20 protein-coding genes and 1 pseudogene are annotated in these 23,760 nt (G+C 35.5%); 11 read left to right on the top strand and 10 right to left on the bottom strand.

Annotation, left to right across the window (positions count from 1 at the left end; translation table 11 throughout):
* Positions 1-117 precede the first annotated feature (117 nt).
* Entirely contained in the window at positions 118-843 is a 726-nt protein-coding gene (locus ACR1PN_RS18755; RefSeq protein WP_433981268.1) for a class I SAM-dependent methyltransferase, read from the top strand.
* Positions 843-1,559 carry a ZIP family metal transporter gene (locus ACR1PN_RS18750; RefSeq protein WP_378173886.1) on the top strand — a complete coding sequence of 239 codons (717 nt, stop codon included), beginning with the start codon at positions 843-845 and terminating at the stop codon, positions 1,557-1,559. Before ACR1PN_RS18755 ends, ACR1PN_RS18750 begins: the two co-directional genes overlap by 1 nt.
* Positions 1,560-1,633: 74 nt before the next feature.
* Here the strand turns inward: ACR1PN_RS18750 and ACR1PN_RS18745 are convergent, their stop codons facing one another.
* Together ACR1PN_RS18745 and ACR1PN_RS18740 are read right to left on the bottom strand one after the other, a co-directional pair.
* Positions 1,634-3,055 carry an OmpP1/FadL family transporter gene (locus ACR1PN_RS18745; protein WP_433981267.1) on the bottom strand — a complete coding sequence of 474 codons (1,422 nt, stop codon included), beginning with the start codon at positions 3,053-3,055 and terminating at the stop codon, positions 1,634-1,636.
* A 51-nt stretch (positions 3,056-3,106) separates the two neighbouring features.
* Positions 3,107-4,213, bottom strand: coding sequence for a prolyl-tRNA synthetase (locus ACR1PN_RS18740; RefSeq protein ID WP_433981266.1), 1,107 nt, complete (start codon positions 4,211-4,213; stop codon positions 3,107-3,109).
* Between the two features lie 146 nt (positions 4,214-4,359).
* On the opposite strand from ACR1PN_RS18740, the gene proS reads away from it, so the two are divergent.
* The 6 genes from proS (at position 4,360) to ACR1PN_RS18710 (ending at position 11,245) form a co-directional block, all read left to right on the top strand.
* A complete protein-coding gene (gene proS, locus ACR1PN_RS18735) occupies positions 4,360-5,835 on the top strand; it encodes a proline--tRNA ligase (RefSeq protein ID WP_433981265.1) in 1,476 nt (491 codons plus the stop codon).
* A 126-nt stretch (positions 5,836-5,961) separates the two neighbouring features.
* Positions 5,962-7,260, top strand: a complete 1,299-nt coding sequence (locus ACR1PN_RS18730) for a DUF937 domain-containing protein (protein ID WP_433981264.1) — start codon at positions 5,962-5,964, stop codon at positions 7,258-7,260.
* 111 nt (positions 7,261-7,371) lie between these two features.
* Positions 7,372-8,706, top strand: a complete 1,335-nt coding sequence (locus ACR1PN_RS18725; RefSeq protein ID WP_433981263.1) for an Nramp family divalent metal transporter — start codon at positions 7,372-7,374, stop codon at positions 8,704-8,706.
* A gap of 330 nt (positions 8,707-9,036) precedes the next feature.
* Complete coding sequence (locus ACR1PN_RS18720) at positions 9,037-9,573, top strand: nucleotide exchange factor GrpE (RefSeq protein WP_378173907.1); 537 nt, start codon at positions 9,037-9,039, stop codon at positions 9,571-9,573.
* A 101-nt stretch (positions 9,574-9,674) separates the two neighbouring features.
* On the top strand, positions 9,675-10,793 hold the full coding sequence (dnaJ, locus tag ACR1PN_RS18715) for a molecular chaperone DnaJ (protein ID WP_433981262.1): 1,119 nt from the start codon (positions 9,675-9,677) through the stop codon (positions 10,791-10,793).
* A 101-nt stretch (positions 10,794-10,894) separates the two neighbouring features.
* Entirely contained in the window at positions 10,895-11,245 is a 351-nt protein-coding gene (locus tag ACR1PN_RS18710; protein WP_378173914.1) for a prevent-host-death protein, read from the top strand.
* Between the two features lie 33 nt (positions 11,246-11,278).
* Here ACR1PN_RS18710 and ACR1PN_RS18705 read toward each other — a convergent pair whose 3' ends face one another.
* Together ACR1PN_RS18705 and ACR1PN_RS18700 are read right to left on the bottom strand one after the other, a co-directional pair.
* The gene (locus ACR1PN_RS18705) at positions 11,279-12,199 is read right to left on the bottom strand and encodes an acyltransferase family protein (protein ID WP_433981261.1); all 921 of its coding nucleotides are present in this window, start codon (positions 12,197-12,199) and stop codon (positions 11,279-11,281) included.
* A gap of 145 nt (positions 12,200-12,344) precedes the next feature.
* Complete coding sequence (locus ACR1PN_RS18700) at positions 12,345-13,250, bottom strand: DUF808 family protein (RefSeq protein WP_433981260.1); 906 nt, start codon at positions 13,248-13,250, stop codon at positions 12,345-12,347.
* 292 nt (positions 13,251-13,542) lie between these two features.
* Here ACR1PN_RS18700 and ACR1PN_RS18695 point away from each other — a divergent pair, with 292 nt between their 5' ends.
* Positions 13,543-14,403 (top strand): alpha/beta hydrolase, encoded by an 861-nt coding sequence (locus tag ACR1PN_RS18695; protein ID WP_433981259.1) that lies wholly within the window; start codon positions 13,543-13,545, stop codon positions 14,401-14,403.
* A gap of 439 nt (positions 14,404-14,842) precedes the next feature.
* Here the strand turns inward: ACR1PN_RS18695 and ACR1PN_RS18690 are convergent, their stop codons facing one another.
* The 4 genes from ACR1PN_RS18690 to ACR1PN_RS18675 form a co-directional block, all read right to left on the bottom strand.
* Positions 14,843-15,559 (bottom strand): DedA family protein, encoded by a 717-nt coding sequence (locus ACR1PN_RS18690; RefSeq protein ID WP_378173927.1) that lies wholly within the window; start codon positions 15,557-15,559, stop codon positions 14,843-14,845.
* 87 nt (positions 15,560-15,646) lie between these two features.
* Positions 15,647-16,759 carry a peptide chain release factor 2 gene (gene prfB / locus ACR1PN_RS18685; protein ID WP_378173930.1) on the bottom strand — a complete coding sequence of 371 codons (1,113 nt, stop codon included), beginning with the start codon at positions 16,757-16,759 and terminating at the stop codon, positions 15,647-15,649.
* 172 nt (positions 16,760-16,931) lie between these two features.
* Positions 16,932-17,891 carry a T9SS type A sorting domain-containing protein gene (locus ACR1PN_RS18680; RefSeq protein WP_433981258.1) on the bottom strand — a complete coding sequence of 320 codons (960 nt, stop codon included), beginning with the start codon at positions 17,889-17,891 and terminating at the stop codon, positions 16,932-16,934.
* 329 nt (positions 17,892-18,220) lie between these two features.
* Positions 18,221-19,576, bottom strand: coding sequence for an AAA family ATPase (locus tag ACR1PN_RS18675; RefSeq protein WP_433981257.1), 1,356 nt, complete (start codon positions 19,574-19,576; stop codon positions 18,221-18,223).
* A 226-nt stretch (positions 19,577-19,802) separates the two neighbouring features.
* On the opposite strand from ACR1PN_RS18675, the gene ACR1PN_RS18670 reads away from it, so the two are divergent.
* Both ACR1PN_RS18670 and ACR1PN_RS18665 read left to right on the top strand, forming a co-directional pair.
* The gene (locus ACR1PN_RS18670) at positions 19,803-20,705 is read left to right on the top strand and encodes an ABC transporter ATP-binding protein (protein WP_378173941.1); all 903 of its coding nucleotides are present in this window, start codon (positions 19,803-19,805) and stop codon (positions 20,703-20,705) included.
* Between the two features lie 2 nt (positions 20,706-20,707).
* Positions 20,708-21,553: an ABC transporter permease gene (locus ACR1PN_RS18665; protein ID WP_433981256.1), complete on the top strand. Its 846-nt coding sequence runs from the start codon at positions 20,708-20,710 to the stop codon at positions 21,551-21,553.
* 265 nt (positions 21,554-21,818) lie between these two features.
* On the opposite strand, the gene pruA is transcribed toward ACR1PN_RS18665, so the two are convergent.
* The gene (gene pruA / locus ACR1PN_RS18660) at positions 21,819-23,444 is read right to left on the bottom strand and encodes an L-glutamate gamma-semialdehyde dehydrogenase (RefSeq protein WP_433981255.1); all 1,626 of its coding nucleotides are present in this window, start codon (positions 23,442-23,444) and stop codon (positions 21,819-21,821) included.
* Between the two features lie 209 nt (positions 23,445-23,653).
* Positions 23,654-23,760: pseudogene (locus ACR1PN_RS18655) on the bottom strand (IS982 family transposase); the annotation flags it as partial.

The raw sequence follows: 23,760 nt of genomic DNA, 5'->3' as shown, positions 1-23,760 counted from the left end.
AAAAGTAGCAATTTTAGTTGTTGGTTGTCAGTTTATAGTTGATAGAAATCATCGGATGTGATAAAAACCATCAACCGACAACAACTTACCATCAACTAAAAACACTATTTTTGCAGGATGGAATGGTTTGAATCTTGGTTTGATACCCCTTATTATCATTTGCTCTACAGTAACAGAGATTATACAGAAGCAGAAAGTTTTATTACGAAACTTACTTCTGAACTACAGCTTCCCCAATCATCAAAAATCATTGATCTTGCGTGCGGAAAAGGAAGACATTCGGTTTTCCTCAATAAATTAGGATATGATGTACTTGGCCTGGATCTTTCCCGTAAAAGTATTGAACATAACAAACAGTTTGAAAATCAAACCCTGATTTTTAATGTTCATGATATGAGAAACCCTATTGATTATGAGCCTGTAGATGCCGTTTTTAATCTTTTTACAAGCTTCGGATATTTTGATCATGAAGAAGATGATAAAAAAGTTTTCAAATCGGTTAGCAATGCTTTGAAAAAAGATGGTTATTTCGTTCTGGACTATCTGAATGAAGAGTTTGTAAGAAAGAATTTAGTTCCTGAAAATGTCATTACAAGAGGAGAAATTGATTTTAAAATCACAAAAAAAATCGAAGGCAGACATATTGTAAAGGACATTCAGTTTGAAGCTGACGGAAAATCTCATCATTATTTTGAGAAAGTAAAACTTCATACTTTGGAAACCATTAAAAGCTATGCTGAAGAAAGTGGTTTCGAAAGAATTAAAATCTGGGGAGATTATCAGCTGAATGATTTTGATAAAGAAGTTTCTCCACGTTGTATTAATTTATTCAGAAAGAAATAATGATTTTCATTTTACTCATATTAAGCGTCGTTGCCGGAGTTTTGCTTGGAAAATATTTTGGTCAGAAAGAAAAATTTGCCAAAAATTTACTGATTCTGAGTGCCGGTTTTTTAATTACCATCTGCCTGAATGAAGTTTTCCCGCAGGTTTATGCTTCAGATATCGGAAATCTCGGGATTTTTGTAATTGGCGGAGTTTTGCTACAAATGATTCTTGAAGCGCTGACAAAAGGTTTTGAACATGGGCATTTTCATTATCACAATGAAAATAATATTCTTCCGATGGCTTTGATGGTTGGGCTTTTCATTCATGCTTTTATAGAAGGAATTCCTCTGGCCAATGAAACGAACCCGTTTTCTCCTTACTTGCTTGGGATCCTGTTTCACAATCTTCCGATTTCATTTATTTTAGGAGCGTTTTTATTTAATAGAACGGGCTCAAAAGCATCGTATCCATCAATCTTAATTGTAGCGTTATTTGCTTTGGCATCACCTTTCGGGATGCTTTTGGGAAATTATTTTAATCCTGACTGGCAACCGTATTTTTTAGCCATTGTAGGAGGAATTTTCCTCCATATTTCTTCGGTCATTATTTTTGAAAGTAATAAAAACCACAATATTAACTGGTCTAAAATCGGATTAGTTATCTTGGGAGTTTCGCTGGCTTTGCTGATGCATTTATTCCATGACCATTCTCATGTAGGACATCATCATTAAATTTAATTTTAATCCAATAAAAAAGGCTTCGAGAAAATTTCACGAAGCCTTTTATTATGTTTAAGGATTTAAATTTAGAATTTCCATCCTACAGTTAAGAAGAAATTATTTCTTACACTTTTCACATCTGAAACTGCAGAAGTAGGTGTTAATACATCAAAATCACCTGAATAATATCCTGTACTTACTACAGTTCCATTTCTAACGACTTCATTTCCGCTTAAAAAAGGATTTTTGTATTCCGAAGTAATATTCTGATATGCCGCATCAATAAAGAATTTACCAAAATCATATCCGATACCAGCTCCAATCGTATTTCGGTCTCCCAAAATCAGATTGCTGTAGCTTCGGTCTCCTGCATTTCCGTTATTATCAAATGCACTGATTGTCGTATTATCAAAAGGGCTTGATGCATAAGAATAACCACCTCTAAATCTTAAAGCTTTAATTCTATATTCTGCCCCGATTTTTACTTCAGACAAATTCTTGTAAGAATCGTTAAAGAATGAATTCAATTCACTTTCTGCCTCACCCTGAACTTTATATTTAGGTTTGGTCAGCCCCAAAGTATAGTCAACGTTGATGGCAAAGTTTTTAGTTGGTACAAATGCACCACTCAAAGTTGCTTTCATCGGAGATCTGAATCTTCTGTCTTCTACAAAATTATCATAATAAACGAATCCGTCTGAACCTGTATAGTAATCAGTGTAAATTCTGTCTAAAGACCACCAAGTTGGTGATTCAATTGAGGCTCCTAATCTCAATTGATTAGTTACTTTTCCTATTACACCAACACTTGCAGAGAATCCGTTTGACTTTTCAGAAAATGGAGTGTATTGCTTATCAAATGTATAAGCTGTATTGTCTAAGTCTAACCCGAATCTAGCGCTGTCATACTGCTCTAAATCTACATAATGCATATTGATACTTGCACCGAGATACAAAGCGTTGTTATAATTCGCACCGACTCCTAAGTTGAATTTCGTCTGAGTTCCGTATCTGTTATAGGCGTGCCCTAAATAAGAAAGATTACCTACAACCGGATTATTGCTGCTATCAACAAGGTCTTTCGCAATAGAAATATTAGTGTTTCCCGGAGACTCTATGTAATTTTCAAGAGTCTGAGTTGATAGGTTTGCTCCTAAATTAATAAACTTCCAAGGAGTTTCTGTCATCAACTGAAAAGTAGCAACACCGCCAATATTTCCGATATTAACCTTGTTAATATTATAATTTGTTGAAGAACCTGCTAATGAAGTTGTATTTTTATTATTGTCAACAGACAAGGTTACAGAAACATCACCTGCAATCGCAACTCCCAGACCAGCGGGATTGGTAAGCAAAGACGTGGCATCTCCACCCAAAGCTCCGTTTGAGCCAGCCATTGCATTAAACTTTGATGAACCTACCATAGGTGTATTAGAATATACATCAATGGAATTTCTTATCGTCGATATATCCTGAGCCTGCAGGTAGAAAGCTGCAGTAATACCCATTAATACTAAAGATTTTTTTAACATTATTTTTAGAATAGTTATTAAGTTTAATTATCTACCACCAGATCTGAAACCGCCGCCTCCGCCGCCGGATCTCATTCCTCCGCCGCCACCGGAAGAACCACCTCGGAATCCGCCACCGCTGCTTCCTGAGTTAAAACCTCCTGATCTGAATCCTCCATTATCTCTTGGTGTATAGCTTTCATTTCTTCTTGGAGAAGATTGTTGCTGTTGATTGTAATTATAGTTAGGTCTTGAAGGTCTTACTCCATTATTCATATTTGGATTACGGAATCCTCCTTGTCCATTTCTGAATCCGCCATTTGTATTTCCTTGTCTGAAACCGCCATTGTTTACTCCGTTTCTAAAGCCGCTTCCGTTAGCGTTTCCATTTCTGAATCCTGAATTATTATTATTTCTAAATCCTGAGCTGTTATTATTTCTAAAACCAGAAGTTGTGTTAGGTCTCCTATAAGCTGAAAGATTATTACCACTTCTGAATGCACCTACTCTTCCATTAGCACCACTTCTTGCGTAAGGGAGTCTGTTATAGCCCCAATATCCGCCCCAGCCCCAATATGGGCTTCCGTAGTAACCTCCCCAATAAGGGTTATAGCCCCAATAGTTGTTCCAGCCCATTCCCCAATAAGGATAGCCACCCCAGCCCCAAGAGTTACCCCAACCCCAGCCGAAGGATAAATTCATTCCCCAGCCAGAACCCCAGCCCCAGTAAGGATTGTATCCCCAACCCCAAGGAGAGCCCCAACCCATTCCCCAACCCCATGAGTTATCATAGTAGTTAGTTTCATTGCCGGCAAAGCTGCCCCAGTCTGAGTCGGTTGCTGTAGAATTCCAGTTCGTGTCGCTCCAGCTGTTGTAACGATTGTCCTGCTCCGTTTTATTCATTTGAGCATTAGCAATGATATTAGAATCATCCTGATAGTAGTCGTAATATTCACCTACTCTGTTTCCTTCATTACCGTTAATGATGACTCCTTCAGGTAATGTATCTTTATTTGGGTCGTAATATACCCCATCAGTCTCGCTGTACCCGCCCATCTGTGCACCACAAGACATAAGCAGTAGCCCACTCGAAACAGCCAAAATCCCTTTCGATTTCAGCATTCCAAATAAACTTTTATGTATATTTCTTTTCATGATATGTAAAAATTTTTTATTTTAAATTATATTTGCATTCTGTACCAAAAATATACCAACTAATTGGTAACAAAAATCTATCAAAAATAGATTTTTATTTTTAGATTACATAATTTTAGAAAAGTTAAAAAATTAAAAAAAAATTAATGGCAAAATTAACTTCAAGAAGCGAAGATTACAGCAAATGGTATAATGAGCTGGTTGTAAAAGCAGATTTGGCTGAAAACTCCGGCGTGAGAGGTTCTATGGTAATTAAACCATATGGCTATGCTATCTGGGAAAAAATGCGTGATGAAATGGATAAAAGGTTTAAGGAAACAGGTCACGTGAATGCTTATTTCCCGCTTTTTGTGCCCAAAAGCTTGTTTGAAGCTGAAGAAAAAAACGCTGAAGGTTTTGCTAAAGAATGTGCTGTAGTTACCCATTACAGGCTAAAAAATGATCCGGATAATCCTGGAAAACTGATTGTAGATCCGGAAGCCAAACTAGAAGAAGAACTAATCGTTCGTCCGACTTCTGAAGCCATCATCTGGAATACTTATAAAGGCTGGATTCAATCATACAGAGATTTACCGATTCTTATCAACCAATGGGCAAATGTTGTTCGTTGGGAAATGAGAACGCGTTTATTCTTAAGAACTGCAGAATTTTTATGGCAGGAAGGTCATACCGCTCATGCTACAAGAGATGAAGCTGTGGAAGAAGCTGAAAAAATGAATAAAATATATGCTGATTTTGCTGAAAAATTTATGGCAATGCCGGTTGTACAAGGCTTAAAAACGCCTTCAGAAAGATTTGCAGGTGCAGACGAAACGTATTGCATTGAAGCATTAATGCAGGACGGAAAAGCACTTCAGGCGGGAACTTCTCACTTCTTGGGTCAGAATTTCGCAAAAGCATTTGATGTAAAATTTACCAATAAAGAGGGTAAAATAGAACATGCATGGGCGACTTCTTGGGGAACTTCAACCCGTTTGATGGGAGCTTTGATTATGACGCATTCTGATGACCTTGGTTTGGTGCTTCCTCCGACATTGGCACCGATTCAGGTGGTGATTGTTCCTATTTTTAAAGGAGAAGAGCAGTTAAATCAAATCAGTGAGGTTGCTTTGGATATTCAGAATAAATTAAAATTGAAAGGAATTTCAGTGAAATTTGACAATGATACTCAAAACAAACCAGGCTGGAAATTTGCTGAATATGAATTAAAAGGCGTTCCGTTGAGAATTGCAATCGGAGCAAGAGATTTAGAAAATAAATCCGTAGAAATTGCAAGAAGAGATAATCTTACGAAAGAAACACGTTCTTTGGAAGGTTTGGATTCTTACATCGAAGATTTGTTGAAAACCATTCAACAGGATTTATATACAAAAGCTTTAAATTTCAGAAAAGATAATTTGACGAAAGTAGATTCTTACGAAGAGTTCAAAAAAGTTTTAGAAGAAAAAGGCGGATTTATTTACGCCCATTGGGACGGAACTGCTGAAGAAGAAGAACAGATTAAAAATGAAACCAAAGCAACCATAAGATGTATTCCATTGGATAACGATGTTGAGGAAGGTATTTCTTTAATCTCAGGAAAGCCATCAAAAAGAAGAGTTTTATTTGCGAAAGCTTATTAATATTCATCTTAATAAATTATTGAATCTGCAAAAATTAACTATTTTTTTGCAGATTTTTTTTTGAATTTAATATTTGGACAAATTTTTGTTTAAATTTATCTAACATTAATTTCAAAATATTTCATTATGTCATTAAACATCATCGACCTAATTAAAGGGCAGTTGGGTTCTGCTCTGGTTTCCCAGGCTGCATCGCAACTCGGAGAAAGTGAAGCAGGAATTTCTAAAGCTATTTCCGGCCTACTTCCGGTAATTGTGGGCGGATTAGCTAATAATTCTGACAACCCCGCTGTATTAGATTCAATTTCAAATGCTCCTTCGAGTGGAATCTTGGGGAATCTTTGGGATAACATTTCAGGTAATTCTTTTATTACCGGCATTTTATCTTCTTTATTTGGAGACAAACTGAGTGGAATTATCAATTCTATTGCTACTTATGCCGGAATCAGCAATAATTCGTCCTCTTCCCTTCTGAATCTTGTAACTGGCGCAACGGTAGGATCTATCGGAAAATATGCTGCCGATAACAACTTAGACAAATCAGGAATTTCATCTTTATTAAATGATCAGAAAGGAATTGTCTCAACCCTTTTACCTGCAGGACTTTCTTTAGCATCTCTGAATGTGGGAGATTGGGCCAAACGATATGAATTTGATAATGATCAGGATGAAATAAAACCTGTTACTCATGAAGAGCCAAAGCCTGAAGTAACAAGAAGTGTTGCTGAAGGCGGAACTTTCCCAGACAGACCAACCTCTTCAGAAGGAGGATCAATCTGGAAATGGCTACTTCCTTTATTATTATTAATTGCAGCAGGATACTTTTTGTGGAAGCAATGTGAGAAAAAAGAAACAACTTCGACTACAACCGTTGCAGGTGATTCATTAAACACAACAAATGATACGTCTTCTGCAATGTCAGATACGGCATCTACTACAATGACCACGAGGGTAGATGAAGATATTGACTTAAATGGAACAGCACTAAAAGGTTACAGAGGAGGAATGGAAGATCAAATGATCACATTCTTAAAAACTGACGGCTATAAAAATGCAGCAAATGATGAAGCTTTAAATAGCAAATGGTACGATTTTGACCACGTTAATTTTAAAATAGGAAGTGCAAATGCTTTAGAAGCAGGCTCTGAAGAACAGCTAAAAAATTTGGTTGCTATTTTGAAAGCATATCCTGATGCAAAAATTAAAATCGGTGGTTATACCGATAAGACCGGAGATGAGGCTAAAAATAAAAAACTTTCTGCAGACCGGGCGAATTTTATTAAAGATTGGTTGTCAAAACAAGGTGTAGGTGCACAAGTTATTGCAGCTGACGGATACGGAAGCGAATTTGCTAAAGTGGATGCTTCTGCTTCAAATGAAGAAAGAGCTATAGACAGGAAAATGTCTGTAAGATTTGCAAAGTAGTCAAATCTTGCTATAAATAATGAAATCCCGGAAAATTTCCGGGATTTTTTGATAAAAACAGACTTCTATTTTGATTTATTTAATTAAATTTGTTAGTCATTTCTAACATTTATGAATTTCAATATAAAAAACGCTTGGCGTAAAGATAAAACTTCACATTCTCTACCGGAAGTATTTTCTTCTATCCCTGTTCCCAAAAAATCTACATTTTGGAGAAAATATCTTGCATTTGCAGGCCCCGGATTAATGGTTGCTGTAGGATATATGGATCCCGGAAACTGGGCAACTGATATTGCCGGAGGAGCACAATTTGGTTATACACTGCTTTCGGTTATTCTTATCTCCAATATTTTCGCTATGATTTTGCAGCATCTTTCTGTAAAATTAGGGGTTGTTGCAGAAAGGGATTTAGCACAGGCCTGTCGTGATCATTTTAAACCTACTACTAATTTTATTCTTTGGCTATTCTGTGAAATTGCCATTGCTGCCTGCGATTTGGCAGAAGTTATCGGTTCTGCCATTGCATTAAATTTACTTTTTGGTATTCCGCTGACTTGGGGAATAGTGATTACAACGATTGATGTTTTAATTATTTTACTGCTTCAGGCAAAAGGTTTCCGATGGATTGAAAGTATTGTTGCCGGATTGATGTTTATTATTTTGGTATGTTTCGGATATGAAGTCATTATTTCAAAACCTGAAATCAATGCCATTTTAGGAGGTTTGTTTCCACAAAAAGAAATTATTACCAATCCTGCCATGCTTTATATCGGAATTGGGATTCTCGGAGCTACTGTAATGCCACATAACCTTTACCTTCACAGCAGCATTGTACAGACCAGAGATTACACACGAGACACCGAAGGTAAAAAAGAGGCGATAAAATATGCCACTTTAGACAGTACTTTTTCATTATTGCTTGCATTTTTCATCAATGCAGCCATTCTGATTTTAGCAGCAGCCACTTTTCACACTACAGGTAATCAGCATATTGCAGACATTCATGATGCTTACAAAATGTTGACCCCTATTTTAGGAGCCTCTATGGCAAGTATCGCTTTCGCTATTGCGCTTTTAGCTTCCGGACAAAACTCAACTCTGACAGGAACGCTTGCCGGTCAAATTGTGATGGAAGGCTTTCTGAATATCCGTTTAAAGCCTTGGCTAAGAAGATTGATTACAAGATTAATCGCCGTCATCCCCGCTTTGATTGTGACGATAATTTATGGTGAAGAAGGGACAACAGAACTTTTAGTTTTAAGTCAGGTTATTCTTTCGATGCAATTGAGCTTTGCAGTTGTTCCTTTGGTGATGTTTACCAATGATAAGGCCAAGATGGGCGAATTTGTAAACAAACCATTTTTGAAAACTTGTGTTTGGATTATTTCAATTATTATTATTGTTCTAAATCTTTATCTTTTGTTTCAGACATTTTTTGGGAAATAATCTTTTAGAAGCTATATGATTACATCGAAAAGCTCATGTTTAATTTTTATTTGAAGCTTTTTCCCGCTTTCCGCACTCGCTATTTATTGATTCAGGCTGCGGCGGCTTCGCCGCCGCAGCCTGAATCAATAAAATGAGCTCAAACAATTGCTGCAATCGGGGCTAAAACTTCTGTCTAAAAGCTCTATCTAAGTCCTTAACGAAAACTTCTTGATACATAAATTCACAATTGACCATTGACAATTAACTTCTACATATTCCTGCCTAAATGTCACTCTTTTTTCTTTGGCAGAATGTTTGTGAAACAACCTTGTAAAAAGTTATTGAAATATGGAAAATCAGGATATCAACGAAGAAAACATCAATAAACAGGAAGAAAACACTACTCAGACTGAAGCAACAGCTCAGGAAAATGTGACAGAAACGCCTACTCCGGAAGAACTTTTGGCAGTAGAAAAAGACCGTTACATCAGACTGTATGCAGAGTTTGAAAACTATAAAAAAAGAACTTCAAAAGAAAAGATGGAATTCTTTCAGTATGCCAATCAGGATATGATGATTTCTATGTTAGGCATTTTGGATGATTTTGAAAGAGCTTTAAAAGAAATCGCTAAAAATGGTAACGAAGCAGACCTTCAGGGCGTTGAATTGATTTACAACAAATTCAAAAACAAACTGACTGAAAAAGGACTAAAAACTATGGAAGTGAAAGCAGGAGACAGCTTTAATGTAGATTTCCATGAGGCAATTACTCAAATTCCTGCTCCTTCAGAAGACTTAAAAGGAAAAATTGTAGATGTTATTGAAACAGGATATACTTTAAATGATAAAGTAATTCGTTTTGCCAAAGTTGTAACCGGAAACTAAAATTCATTAATGATAAATGATGAGTGATTATTGATGACAATTTTCACTTGCGGATTTTGAAATATCAATTATCATTTATCAAACATCAATTATAATATATCATGTCAAAAAGAGATTATTACGAGGTTCTTGAGGTAAGCAAATCTGCAAGTGCCGACGAAATAAAGAAAGCATACCGTAAAATGGCAATTAAATATCACCCTGATAAAAATCCGGGAGATAAGGAAGCCGAAGAGAAATTTAAAGAAGCAGCAGAGGCTTACGAAGTTTTAAGTGACGACAACAAAAAAGCGCGTTACGACCAATTTGGTCATGCAGGAATGGGCGGAGCTGGTGGTTTTGGCGGCGGCGGTTTCGGTGGCGGTATGAACATGGAAGATATTTTCAGCCAGTTTGGAGATATTTTCGGTGGTGGTTTCGGAGGTTTTGGCGGTGGCGGCGGTGGTCGTCAACAGGCTAAAGGATCCAATTTGAGAATCAGAATCAAGCTGAATCTTGAAGAAATGGTGAACGGAACCCAAAAAACTCTTAAAGTAAAAAAAATGAAGATGGCAGAAGGTGCCACTTCAAAAACATGCCCTACATGTAACGGAGCCGGAGTTCAGATGAAGGTGATGAATACAATGTTCGGACAAATGCAGACTCAAACCACGTGTGGAACCTGTCAGGGAATCGGTAAGGTTGCCGACAAAATTCCGGCAGGAGCCAATGCACAGGGTTTAATAAAAGATGAAGAAGAAATTACGATCAATATTCCTGCAGGAGCAAGAGATGGAATTCAGCTTAATGTAAGAGGAAAAGGTAATGATGCTCCGTTTGGTGGCGTTCCAGGAGACCTTTTGGTGATTGTAGAAGAAGAAGTTGATAAAACCATCAAAAGAGAAGGCGACAATCTTCATCAGGAATTGTATATTTCGTTTGCTGAAGCCGCTTTAGGAACAAAAAAAGAAATTCCTACGGTTGGCGGAAAAGTAAAAATTACCGTTGACGCAGGAACACAGTCCGGAAAAATATTAAGACTTGCCGGAAAAGGGTTGCCAAGCATCGACAGCTACGGAAAAGGCGATATGTTTATCCACATTAATGTATGGACACCGCAAAAACTTACCAAAGATCAGAAGGAATTCTTCGAGAAACAAATGAACAGCGGAGAAATGGTTGCAGAGCCCTCCGGTAAAGAAAAAACCTTCTTTGATAAAGTAAAAGATTTATTTAATTAAAAATACTGAAAAAGAGGCTTGTAGAAAGTCTCTTTTATTTTTAAATTTACATCAATTTAAAATTCACATATTCCCACAAAGAATATGGTAATAAATTCCACATGAACTATAAGCTAGAACTACGTACTCCGGACTCTCAACCTAAACTGATATTCCATGCCATCACTTTTGATTCTTTCAAAGTAAATATCGTCGAAAGATATTGTGGTGTGAAACCTTTATTATGCGATGTTCTATTTCGTGTAAGGACTTTGGATGACAAAATCATCAACCGAAAAGACGGGCACGTAAAAATCCGTATTAAGGACGAGGAGCTGGAAACTTATCAAAGATTAATCAAGGTATTTAAATCTTACGATTATAAAAACCGTCTCATCAGCAGAAGAGATGCAGAACAGGACTTTGTACACTTCTTCCTGAGAATGGTGATTATGAATTATGATCTAAACTAAAAATATCGCAGAAGAATTTTCTGCGATATTTTTTCAAAGCAGGTATTTTACTTTTCGATTCACAATTACGAGTATAAAGCTTATGGGAATCAAAATCATTATAAACAACAGTACCTTGTAGTCTGAGGTGATGTTTTTATAAAAATCAGATTTCATAATCAAAGGATGTACCACATAAATTGCTGTAGAAAGACTTGCCAAAATTTTCGACTGTGATTTGATATAAATTTTCTGAGAATATAAAAACAGTATCGGACTTGCAAAAATCAGAGAAAAAAGGACATCTGTACTCTCTGAACTTATCATTTTGTAATTAAAATATGCTTCAGCAACAACCATTACTACAGACAAAACAACAAGAAAATAAGAATATTTATATTTCTCGAAGCTGATTTTCAGCTTATTAATTAAAAAACCAACAGTCAGAAAAGGAAAGCATACAAAAAGAAAATTTCGGTACATCAGATAATCGTTTAATACGGAATCTTCTTCACCTTTGAAATAATGTGTATTTCCCAAAACCTGAACAGCATATCCCACTCCAAATAAAAGGATAGCTAAAGTAAATAGTACAACCGCTTTCTGATTTCTTAAAAGAAATAATATGATTCCGGAGAAAAATGTTCCGATCAGATACCATAAATGATGGTAACCAAAAATTACAGTCAGCCAAATCTCCTTATTGTCTTCCCAATATGAAATAAAAACCAACATCCAGATAGCATATAACAGAAACGTCCTGAACAGCCATTTCTGAAGTTTTTTCGTGGTATCAATATGAAGAAAATAAAACCCAGTTATCACCAAAAAAACTGGAACTGCAATTCTGAAAATTCCGTTTACCAATACAAAACTTAGTAAAGGATGTGTTTCTTTAAGAAAATTCATGTGCAGAAATACGACGAATAATGCCAGTATAATTTTTAGAACATCAATGGTTAAATTTCTACCCATATTTTAGCATTGTGAAATACATTTTTTTTATTGTGCAAAAATAAATAATTCCGACAAAGCTTATGAAATATAATTGACGCATTTAGAATAAAAAGAAATCCTGCTTCAAAAGTTTGAAGCAGGATTTTTTATAAATATCTAACAATTATTTTTTCGTTGCCAAAGCATAGATTTTTTTACCTCCGTTAATTATAAATAAAGCAATTAATCCGCCTAATAAACCAAAGACCACCTGTTTTAAAGTATCATGCCATGTTGGTAAAGCGTGATGAAGCTGATCAATGTTATGATCGAAAATTCCTCCGGCAACTAAGATCAAAGCAATTGTTCCAATTACTCCCAAAGCTTTTATTACAAAAGGAAGCGCTTTAACCAGCAAATGCCCTAATTTCCCGAAAAAACCTTTATCATTACTCTTTTTAATCAATTTAAACCCTGCATCATCCATTCTTACAATTAAAGCTACAATCCCGTAAACTCCCACTGTTGCAATAATCGAAACGACAGAAACGGTAACTACCTCAACAAGAAACGGATCGAACTGTGATTTGAGAACTTCATAGCCATCTTTTGCGGCCGCCAATGCAATGATTACAATTTCAAGAGAGAGAATAAAATCTGTTGTAATAGCGGATTTTACTTTAGCTTTTTCCGCAACTTCACCATCTTCAACAATATCATCAGATTCTTCGATTACTTCATGACCTTTTTTTTCTCTGTGAAATAAAAATTCAACAATTTTTTCGACACCTTCATACGCTAAATAAAAACCTCCGATAATTAAAATAATTTTAATAGCAGGAGAATAGAGCCACTCTAGGAGGAAAACAATAGGAACAATGATCAGTTTATTAATGAAAGAGCCCTTCATAATCTTCATCAGCACAGGAATTTCCCTTGAAGAAAGGAAACCTGTTGCCTTTTCGGCATTTACTGCAAGATCATCGCCCAAAATCCCGGCCGTTTTTTGAGTTGCAATTTTACTCGTTACCGCCACATCATCCATTAAAGCAGCGATGTCATCCAAAATCGCAAAAAAACCAGAAGCCATAGTCTTTTAATATTTTTTTAATAAGTGTTAAGTCTTACAAAAATATAGATTTAATTTGGTTTAAAAGAGTTTTTAAATCTCATTTATTTATTTTTAATTACGTACTAAAAATTAAACAGTCAAAATATTTCCCTGACTCTAAAGCTATTTTTTCCAGCGAGGCTTTTCGTCATCGTTTCGTCATGTCTACGTCTCAATATTCATTTAAATTTAATCTAAAAGAAATTAAACAATATGTAAAAATCACATTTTTAGATGATCATTAAAATCATTTTCTCCTTACCTTTACTGTATGAAAAAGCTGGTTCTCAATTACCATTTTTTTGTTTTGGGCATAATGAGCTGCATTCTGAATTCCTGTAACACCAAATTCAGAGTTTGGGTGGGAAAAGACAGCCAGAAAATCTATAACCTGAAATATGGTGAGCATAAACGACAGAAAATGGATGTTTTCCTTCCTTCAGAATATCCTCAAGATTCTCCCGTAGTTTTGATTATTCATGGCGGAGCATGGAAATATGGCAGAAAAGAGCACATGATACAGATTCAGAAAATGCTTTTTAATCACAATATCCCGAGCATCAATATGAATTACCGTTTGGTGTCTAAACATCTAACTTATAAAGAGCAGCTGGAAGACATCAATTCTGCAATTGAAAAATTTAATTCACTTTCGGAAAAAGCGGAATTGCTTCCCAATAATTATATTTTGCTTGGTGAAAGTGCGGGTGGACATTTAGCATTGCTTTATGGCTATCAAAACCCAGATAAAATAAAAAAAATCATTTCCCTGAGTGGTCCTACAGATTTTTATTCTGAACAATATTTAAATTCATTTTATTCGAAATATACTTATGGAACCATTCAAAAAATGGTTGGAACTCAATTCAGCCGTAAAAATTTATCAGAAGATTTTCAAAAAGCAAGTCCAATTGCGAATGTCACCCATGTTCCGACACTTTTATTTCAGGGAAATCAGGATTTTCTGGTGAATCAGAAACAGGGTTTAGCTTTGGATTCTGTTTTAACCCAAATGAATATTCCTCATAAGTTTGTATTTATGGATAAAACTGGTCACGCACCGAGATTTTTCAACAAGAAAAAAAGAGACAGTATTATTTATCCGAATATTTTGGAATGGATAAGGAATTGATTTGTCTTTTCGTTTGTTTTAAATATCAAGTTTGTTTAAACTAATTTTAAATTTAACCACAAAAGGTACAAAAGATATTCTTCCAGCGATTATTAGATAATAAAAGCTCTCAAAAGGATAAAAATCGAAGATTTTTTAAAACTTATGTGCTCTTTTTGTCAGCTTAATGAACTTTAAATACTTTATCTAAATCTTTTACGACTTTTGTGGTTAAATAAAAGTTTAAACAAATTTATCTTTTAATGATCTTATTATTTTATTGGGTTTCACCCTATTGTTTAGTAAGTCGCCCTTTCAGGGCTCACAAAAAATTCGATAATATTTTTAGCTCCGGTTTTTATATGTTTCTTATTTGAAACTTTGCAAACAACTTTTCTTACCTATAAATCAAAAAAATAACCCGCTCAAAAAGCAGGTTATTCATCTATTTCAAAATTGATTATTTTTCTTTATCAATTAAATCTTCCAAAACTTCGTCTTCCACTTTAGGATTTTCTTTTGGAGCTCCAAAAACGAATTTAAGAATAACAGGAACTGTAGTAATCAAAACAATAACGATAATGATAAACTCTAATTTTTCCTTCAGATTAATTCCGAATTGGTCGAGGAATAATTTATCCAGATAATGTCCTGCAAAAATCAAACTGAAAGACCAAAGAATTCCTCCAATGATATTATCGCGGAAGAATGCTTTTTTATCCATTTTTACAATCCCCGCTACAATTGGCATAAATGTTCTCACCACCGGTAAAAATCTTGCCATAATAATTGCTAATGCTCCATTTTTTTCAAAGAAATCATGCGCCTGATATAAATATTTTTTCTTGAATAAGAAAGTATCTTCTTTTTTGTATAAAGCTGGTCCTGTTTTGCTTCCGAACCAATACCCTACCTGATTACCGACGATTGCAGCAAAAGCAACAGCACTTGCCAGAAGTGTGGTATCAAAAAAATCACTACCCGTAGAACCGAATGTTTTAGAAATAATGTCTACCGCATAAATTCCCGAAACGAAAAGCAGTGAATCTCCGGGAAGGAAAAATCCTACAAACAAACCTGTTTCGGCAAAAATAATGAACAAAATAACCCAAAAACCACCCATATTGATGTAAAATTCCGGGTTTAATAAATCTTTCCAGCTGTTAAACTCTTCCATATATAATGCTATGTCACAAAAATAAGCTTAATCCCCTATACAAGGAAATTTATTAGCATATTTTAACGAAAATTCAAACATGATTTATTATAGGTCTAAATCATCATCAGAGACTGCTGTTCCGTCTGCCATAAGATACGCTTTAAGGAATGGTGTAAGATTTCCGTTCATTACAGAATCCACATCTGAAGTTTCGTAAGCCGAACGTACATCTTTCACCAGTTTGTACGGATGCATTACATAGTTACGGATCTGGCTTCCCCACTCGATTTTCATTTTTCCGGCTTCAATCTCATTTCTTGCTTTCATACGTTCCTCCAATTCAATTTCATATAGTCTTGAACGTAGCAATTGCATTGCTTTTTCTTTATTCTGAAGCTGAGAACGCGATTCTGAATTTTCGATGATAATTCCTGTCGGAGCGTGGCGAAGACGAACCGCTGTTTCAACCTTGTTTACGTTTTGTCCACCCGCTCCTGAGCTTCGCATTGTTTCAAATGAAATATCCGCAGGATTGATGTTAATTTCAATCGTATCATCAACCAAAGGGTAAACATATACCGACACAAAACTTGTATGACGTTTTGCATTAGAGTCAAAAGGAGAAATTCTTACCAGCCTGTGAACTCCGTTTTCGCCTTTGAGATAACCAAAAGCATACTCTCCGTCTATTTCTAAAGTCACTGTTTTTACACCGGCAACATCACCTTCCTGATAATTCAGTTCTCTGATTTTATATCCTTGTTTTTCTGCCCACATCGTATACATTCTCATCAGCATCGATGCCCAATCGCAACTCTCTGTTCCGCCGGCTCCGGCTGTAATTTGTAAAACAGCAGAAAGCTCATCGCCTTCATTAGAAAGCATGTTTTTAAACTCGAGATCTTCGATTTTCTCTAAAAGCTGAGGAAAGGCTTCGTCCAGTTCTTTTTCGGAATCAGGATCTTCTTTGGCAAACTCCATTAAAACCTGTAAATCTTCAAACTGAGTATTGATTTCCTCATAATCTTCTACCCATTTTTTCTTGGAGCGAAGTTGTTTCAGAAAAACTTCTGCGGTTTTAGGATTATCCCAAAACTCAGGAGCAGCCGTTTTTTCATCATCATTTGAGATTTCTATCTTTTTTTTGTCAATCTGAAGATATTTGTGTAAATCTTCAATTCTCGATTGAACTTCTTTTATCTGGTCGTTGTTAATCAAAGCTAAAAAATTTGAAAAGCAAATTTACGGATAAATCATGAGTAATTCGCAGTATGTAATAACTAATGGAAACTGTTAAAAATAAAACAAGCCGATTAATTAAAACCGGCTTATTGCACAATGATTGCTTTTCTGTAAATTATTTAATAATCAAAGTGAAAAAAACTCTATCTTATTTTTTAACTACTTTTTGAGAAGTTAAAGTTCCATTTTTGTTTTTTAGAACAAGAATGTAATTTCCTTTATTTAAGAATGAAAGATTCAGTTTTGATTCTGGTTGGATATTAGCTTTAACAGTTTTTCCCGCAAAATCTAAAACGTCAATTGAAACAATTTCTGCAAAGTTTGTTACATTCAGCTCACTTGAAAACGGATTAGGATAAACCAAGCTTTCTGCTACTTTTTTCAAATCAGAAACAGACAGATTAGTAACCTGAGCCGACACAGCAAATACGTTAATTACTGTTGTTGCTGTGGAAGTTTTTTTAACTGTCAAAGAAATTACCGATTTAGATTGGTTGGCTGCATTTATTGCTAACGGAATCTGGTAAATTCTGGGATTTGTTCCTCCTGCCGCATCCAGAGTATTAGTTGCCCTGTTAATTCTCCCGATTCCCTGAATGGCAGCACTGTTTCCACCGTACCAATCCTGAAAATTGATGTTTGTAAAAGCCTGAGTTGTTCCGTCTGAGAAATTGACTGTAATATCTCCTGTCGACGGCCCGCTTCCGCTTACGGCAAGTACATACAAATTGCTTGCTGAAACCGGTGCTGCCAAAGTAAGTGTTCCTGTGTCGTTTGCATTAGGAAGTCTTAAAGAATTATTTCCGGAGTAAGAAGCCAATTGATAAGTTAATCCGCTTGTTGTAGTAACAGCAGAATTTATCAGTCCATTTTCAGGTAACCCATACGTTAAAGCTGTTGCCGAGGAATTCACTTTAAAGTCTTTAGACATGTACGCAAAATTGTCGGTATCTTTATCTAAACTCATGGTTGTAGAATTCATGGAGGGGCCGACTCCGTTTGCAATAACATCCGCGTTGAATCCTGTTACGGTTAATGATTGATAAGTCTGTGCGTCTAGCTGTGCTAAAGCCAAAACAGCAGCAAGAGAAAGGAGTTTTCTTTTCATAAATTTTATATTAATGTTGATTAGTTTTTAGAGAAAGTTTAAGTTTCCTGAGAATCAAAAACATCAGCAAATATAAAAGGGGAATCATGAAAAGCCTTACTCTATGCTTCAAAATACATACTCAACAGATACTCACTCGCATACAAATTGCCATAAAATTAACATTTAGAGACAATTCCAATAAATTCAATATAAAAAAACACTTTAAAAATATAAAACTTTAATCATTAACTGAATATCATAAAAAATCACAAAATTTTAAAAACAGGTATAATAAAAAAATCCACCACTGTTTAAAAGTGATGGAGGATAATTTATTTAAATAACATCTACTGATCTTTGCTTTCAATATCATTGTGCTGAAAACCAATTTCTCTTCTCGGTGTTTCAACAGCCTGATAAGTTTCCAATTCAGATTTCAGAGCATGAATTCTCATCTGGAAATCATCAAGATTATTGATAATGACATCGTTTAGAAACTGAGCAATCTGAGTAAGATATTCTTCTGTTAATTTTGCTGCCGCATCACGTAAAGCGCCATTCAGAAGAACCTCATCAATAACCATTTTTTCATTTTTAACTCTCTGGTAACGGTTTTTTATCCGCTTTTTCAGGCTTTGGGTAAAATCAATCAGCATTGTATTACTAAAAACCTTCATTTTTGAAGCAATATTATTCCAGAAAGGAATTTTGTCAGCTTTATTGTTTTTAAGAATTTTAAAAAGAAGAGAATCTTTATCGAGATTCTTAGTCATTGAGTATAGAATAATTTCTGATCTTTCTGCAGCATTCGGCGGAAAAACTGGAACTAGAACATCAAACCTTCCTGGAGCAAGAATTTCCTCATCGATCTCTGAAACAGAGTTTGCCGAACCCACCATCAGTAATTCTTCACTTTCAAACTTGCTGATGTAATGAAGAATAATTTCCTGGGTTTCAAGGTTGCAAGATGCGATGTTGTTTTCAGCTCTTCTTTCCATCATAATTTCATCAAAATCATCCAAAAAAAGCAAAACTTTATCTTCTTTCATCATGGTTACCAGAAAATCGTTGAAATTGGTCTGGTTCCCGTCTACAAAAGAAGTTCCAAGATAATGTTTTTTGACTTCTTTGAATTGATAGCTGATGATTTCTGCAATTTTATTTGCCCAGAAAATTTTTCCGCTTCCCGGAGGTCCGTACAAGACAATTCCCGCTGGTTTATTGATTCCCCAGTCTTTAATTTGCTGCGGATTTAGAAATGGCTCTAAAATCCCCGAAATATAAAAGAAAAGATCTCTGTAGCCGATGAAATCCCGCTGTTGAAGACTCGTTTTAGTCCCGAAATAATTGTAAACGAATTTGTAATTTCCACCTAATTTCTGGTCGATTCCATAGCTTGAAATAGACGAACGGAATAATCCGTTATCGAAAATATTTGCATCCGTTTCCTTAATTGCTTTTTCAACCTTTTCTTTAGGCTGATTAATGGTTTCTGCAATCTGTTCAACGGTTTTATTTTCGTCTAAATCTTTTTCATATAACTTTAAAAAATCTACATTTTCACGGGCGAATTTTTCAAAATCTTCTTTTACTTCAAAATTGGTGGTGATACAGTCGATCAAATCAAGATCAAAATCCTGAATAAACTGTTTAATGGCTTCAGCAGAAAAATTCAGTTCTTTAGCCAGTTGGATTAACTTCATACAAACATCTTTATCTCAAATATAATGAAAAATGTTGGATGTTCGGAATTCCGGCTTCGAGATCCGAGAACCGAGATTCGGGATTCGGGATATAGATATTTAACAAAATACTTTTTACTTGATTCTTTTTACTTGGTTCTTTTTACTTGGCTCTTTCTACTTTTTTCTTACCCACCTGTAACATTTCACAAAAAAGAGAAACCTATATCATATATAACTAAACTTCATGGAAAAAATTTTATCAGTAAAGAATCTGACGAAAAAATTCAAGAGAGTGGTCGTTAACAATATTTCTTTCGATGTGGAAAGAGGTAATGTTTACGGGCTTCTCGGTCCTAACGGAAGCGGAAAATCTACGACTTTCGGGATGCTTCTGTCAACCATAAATCCTACAAGCGGCGACTGGTTTTGGTTTGGTAAAAAAGGAACTGATCCTGAAACGCTGAAAAAAATCGGAGCGATTATCGAGCAGCCCAATTTCTACCCTTATCTAAGTGCCGAAACGAACTTAAAAATTGTTGCCGAGATTAAAGGAACTCCTTTTTCAAGAATCGATGAAGTTCTGGCAGTCGTTAAACTTTTAGAAAGAAAAAAAGACAAGTTTAAAACCTATTCTTTGGGAATGAAACAACGCCTGGCAATTGCTTCTGCTTTGCTTAATAACCCGGAAGTTTTGATTTTGGATGAGCCTACAAATGGTTTAGATCCGGAAGGAATCATCCAGATCAGAGAAATTATCGGTACGATTGCAAAACAGGGAATTACAATCATCATTGCAAGTCACCTTTTGGATGAGATTGAAAAAATCTGCAGTCATGTGATTGTCTTAAAAGAAGGAAACGCAATTTATTCGGGAAGAGTGGATGAAATGACCAGCAATCAAGGCTTTTTTGAATTAAAGGCGGATAATAATTCTGCGCTTTTGAGTATTTTGGAAGAATTGCAGTGGTTTAGTTCGGTTTCTACTGAAGGTGATTTAATTAAAGCTCAAATCCGTGATGACGCCTCAATTTCTGCATCAGCTTTAAACCAGAAACTTGCTGAAAAAGGTATTTTCTTATCGCATTTGGCTAAGAAAAAGAAATCTCTTGAAAATCAATTCCTTGAACTTGTAAAAAACACTAATTAATCATGGTGAAGTTATTAAAATTAGAATATCATAAAAACCTGAATTACACGCCGTTTAAGGTTTTCACGATCATGTATTTTGCGATTTTGGTTATTTTCCTTTGTATCGGTTTGATTGATATGAAGCTCTTCGGAAGTACCATTAATCTGAAAGAACAGGGAATGTACAATTTCCCCGGAGTTTGGAATTTCACAACATGGACGGTCGCCTTGCTGAAAATATTTTTAGGATTGATTATTGTTTTTTCAATTTGTCAGGAATTTAGCAACAGAATGTTTAAGCAGAATACCATAGATGGTCTGAATAGAGAAGAATTTATCGGTTCAAAACTTTTAACGATTATTATTTTCACCTTTATTTCAACAGTTCTCGTATTTGGAATTACAATGTTTCTTGGATATCAATACTCCACAACAACTGAATCATCACAAGTGTATAAAGAAGTATTTTTTATTGGAAATTATTTCCTGAAGCTTTTTGCATTTTTCTGTTTTCTGATGTTTTTATCAATTTTGCTTAGAAAATCAGTTTTCGTTTTTCTTGCATTCTTTGCGATCTGGGTTGGAGAAGCTATTCTTGGAGGAATTGAAACGTATACCAAAGTTGCGGGAACACAGGCTGCGGAGAGAAACCAGATTTTACAAAACGATTTCTTCTTCAGTAAACTTTTCCCTCTGGAAAGTATGTCGAATTTGATTCCCAATCCTATGCTCCGTTTAAATATGGCTAAAGCAATGGGGCTAAAATATGAATTTACCTATCCAACCGAAAGCTTAATTGCCTGTCTGGTGTGGTGTGCTATATTTATTTTCGGATCTTATTTAATTTTAAAAAAGAGAGACTGGTAAATTCTATTTGCATATTATTCAAATTAAGAGTGACTCGTATTTTGAGTCACTTTTTTGTTTTTATCTCACTCTTTCAGAACTCATGTTTCAATTATATTTTTCATCGGGCTTTACCCGATGCTTTAGTAGATCGCCCTTTCAGGGCTCTCAAATAATAAAAATGTCTTAACTTAAATATAAAAATAAAAACCCCGAAATTAAAATTTCGAGGCTAAATTTATAGAAAGGCAACAATTACTCATCACCTAGTATGTATTACTAATATTTATCCTAAATACGGATATTTGTAGTCTTTAGGAGAAACAAAAGTTTCTTTAATAGATCTTACAGAAGTCCATCTTAGTAAGTTCATTTTAGAACCTGCTTTATCATTAGTTCCTGAAGCTCTGCCTCCCCCAAAAGGTTGCTGACCAACAACCGCACCGGTTGGTTTGTCGTTGATGTAGAAGTTTCCGGATGCATTTTCCAACGCTTTGAATGCTTCATTGATTGCGTATCTGTCCTGTGCAAAAACAGACCCTGTTAATGAATACGGAGAAGACGAATCTACCAATTGTAAAGTTTCAGCCCATTTTGCATCTTCATAAACGTAGATTGATAAGATTGGACCGAAGATTTCTTCAACCATACTTTCGTATTGAGGATTTGTAGTTTCAATCACCGTTGGATGTACAAACCATCCTTTAGAATCATCTACGTTTCCACCGATTACGACGTTTGCTTCGCTTGAAGCATTTGCTCTGTCGATGTATCCTTTGCATTTTTCGAAAGAGTTTTTGTCGATTACCGCATTGACGAAATTTGAAGGATCTTCAGGAGAACCCACTTTGATTGAAGCGATCTGAGTTTCCATTACTTTTTTCACATCAGCCCAAAGAGACTGAGGAATATAAGCTCTTGAAGCCGCAGAACATTTTTGTCCCTGATATTCGAAAGCACCTCTCACCAAAGCCGTTGCCACAGCTTCTACGTTTGCTGAAGGGTGAGCAATTACGAAATCTTTCCCACCAGTTTCTCCAACGATTCTTGGGTACGTTCTGTAATTGTGAATATTATCGCCAATCATTTTCCACATTCCCTGGAAAACTTTTGTAGAACCTGTAAAGTGAAGTCCGGCAAAATCTCTGTGTGCCATTACCTTTTCGGCAGTTTCTTTTCCGTCAGTGAAAATCATGTTAATAACTCCTGCCGGAAGACCAGCTTCGATTAGAACATCCATGATTACTTTTGCAGAATAGATTTGTTTGTCTGATGGTTTCCAAACCACTACGTTTCCAAGCATTGCCATACAAGTCGGCAAGTTTCCTGAAATTGCTGTAAAGTTGAATGGAGTTACGGCAAAACAAAATCCTTCTAATGGTCTGTACTCTACTCTGTTCCAGATTCCTGCATCAGAAACCGGTTGTTCAGAGTACATTTCCGTCATAAATTCTACGTTGAATCTTAGGAAATCGATGAATTCACAAGCCGCATCAATTTCAGTCTGATGAACATTTTTAGACTGTCCGATCATGGTTGCTGCATTGATTACATCTCTGTATGGTCCAGCCAAAAGATCAGCAGCTTTTAAGAAAATCGCTGCACGGTGTTCCCATCCAAGCTCATTCCACTGTTTTTTTGCTGCTAAAGCCGCATTGATTGCATCATCTACATGCTGCATTGTTCCTTTATGATAAAAACCGAAATCATGAGCATGATCCTGTGGAGACTGAAGCTGAACCCTATCTCCTGTTTTCACTTCTTTTCCGTTGATTACCATTGGGATTTCTGTCTTTTCTGCCCACATTTTTTTGTACGTTGCAAGAAGAGATTTTACTTCTGCTGATCCCGGTTCGTAAGAAGTTACCGGCTCATTTACTGCAAATGGTACTTGCGAAATTGCTTTTGACATATAGTTGTAATTGTTTGTTTTTGCTTTTTTACAAATTTACAAAATTTATGATGAAAAAATGTCAATAGTGAATTTTGCTTCGCAAGTGAACTGTGAATTTTAAACAATTAAAAATTTAAAACCATTTAAGACTCTTAAGCGTTGAAGTTCTTTTAAGGAAATACCTGAAGATATTATTAAGCAGAACACTTAATTAACGTGAGTTCGATTTAAGCAGCGATTAATCTATCTTTGTCAATAATGTCTTCATTGGTGTTTATTGATGGTTTTTTATCAAAGAATGAATAAGCAGCTAAAGCCGATAAAATATTCAGAA

It is taken from the genome of Chryseobacterium sp. RLHN22, assembly GCF_051011795.1.
GTDB lineage: Bacteria > Bacteroidota > Bacteroidia > Flavobacteriales > Weeksellaceae > Chryseobacterium > Chryseobacterium zhengzhouense.
Note: the sequence above shows the minus strand (reverse complement) of the source record. Positions and strands in the feature narration are given on the sequence as shown.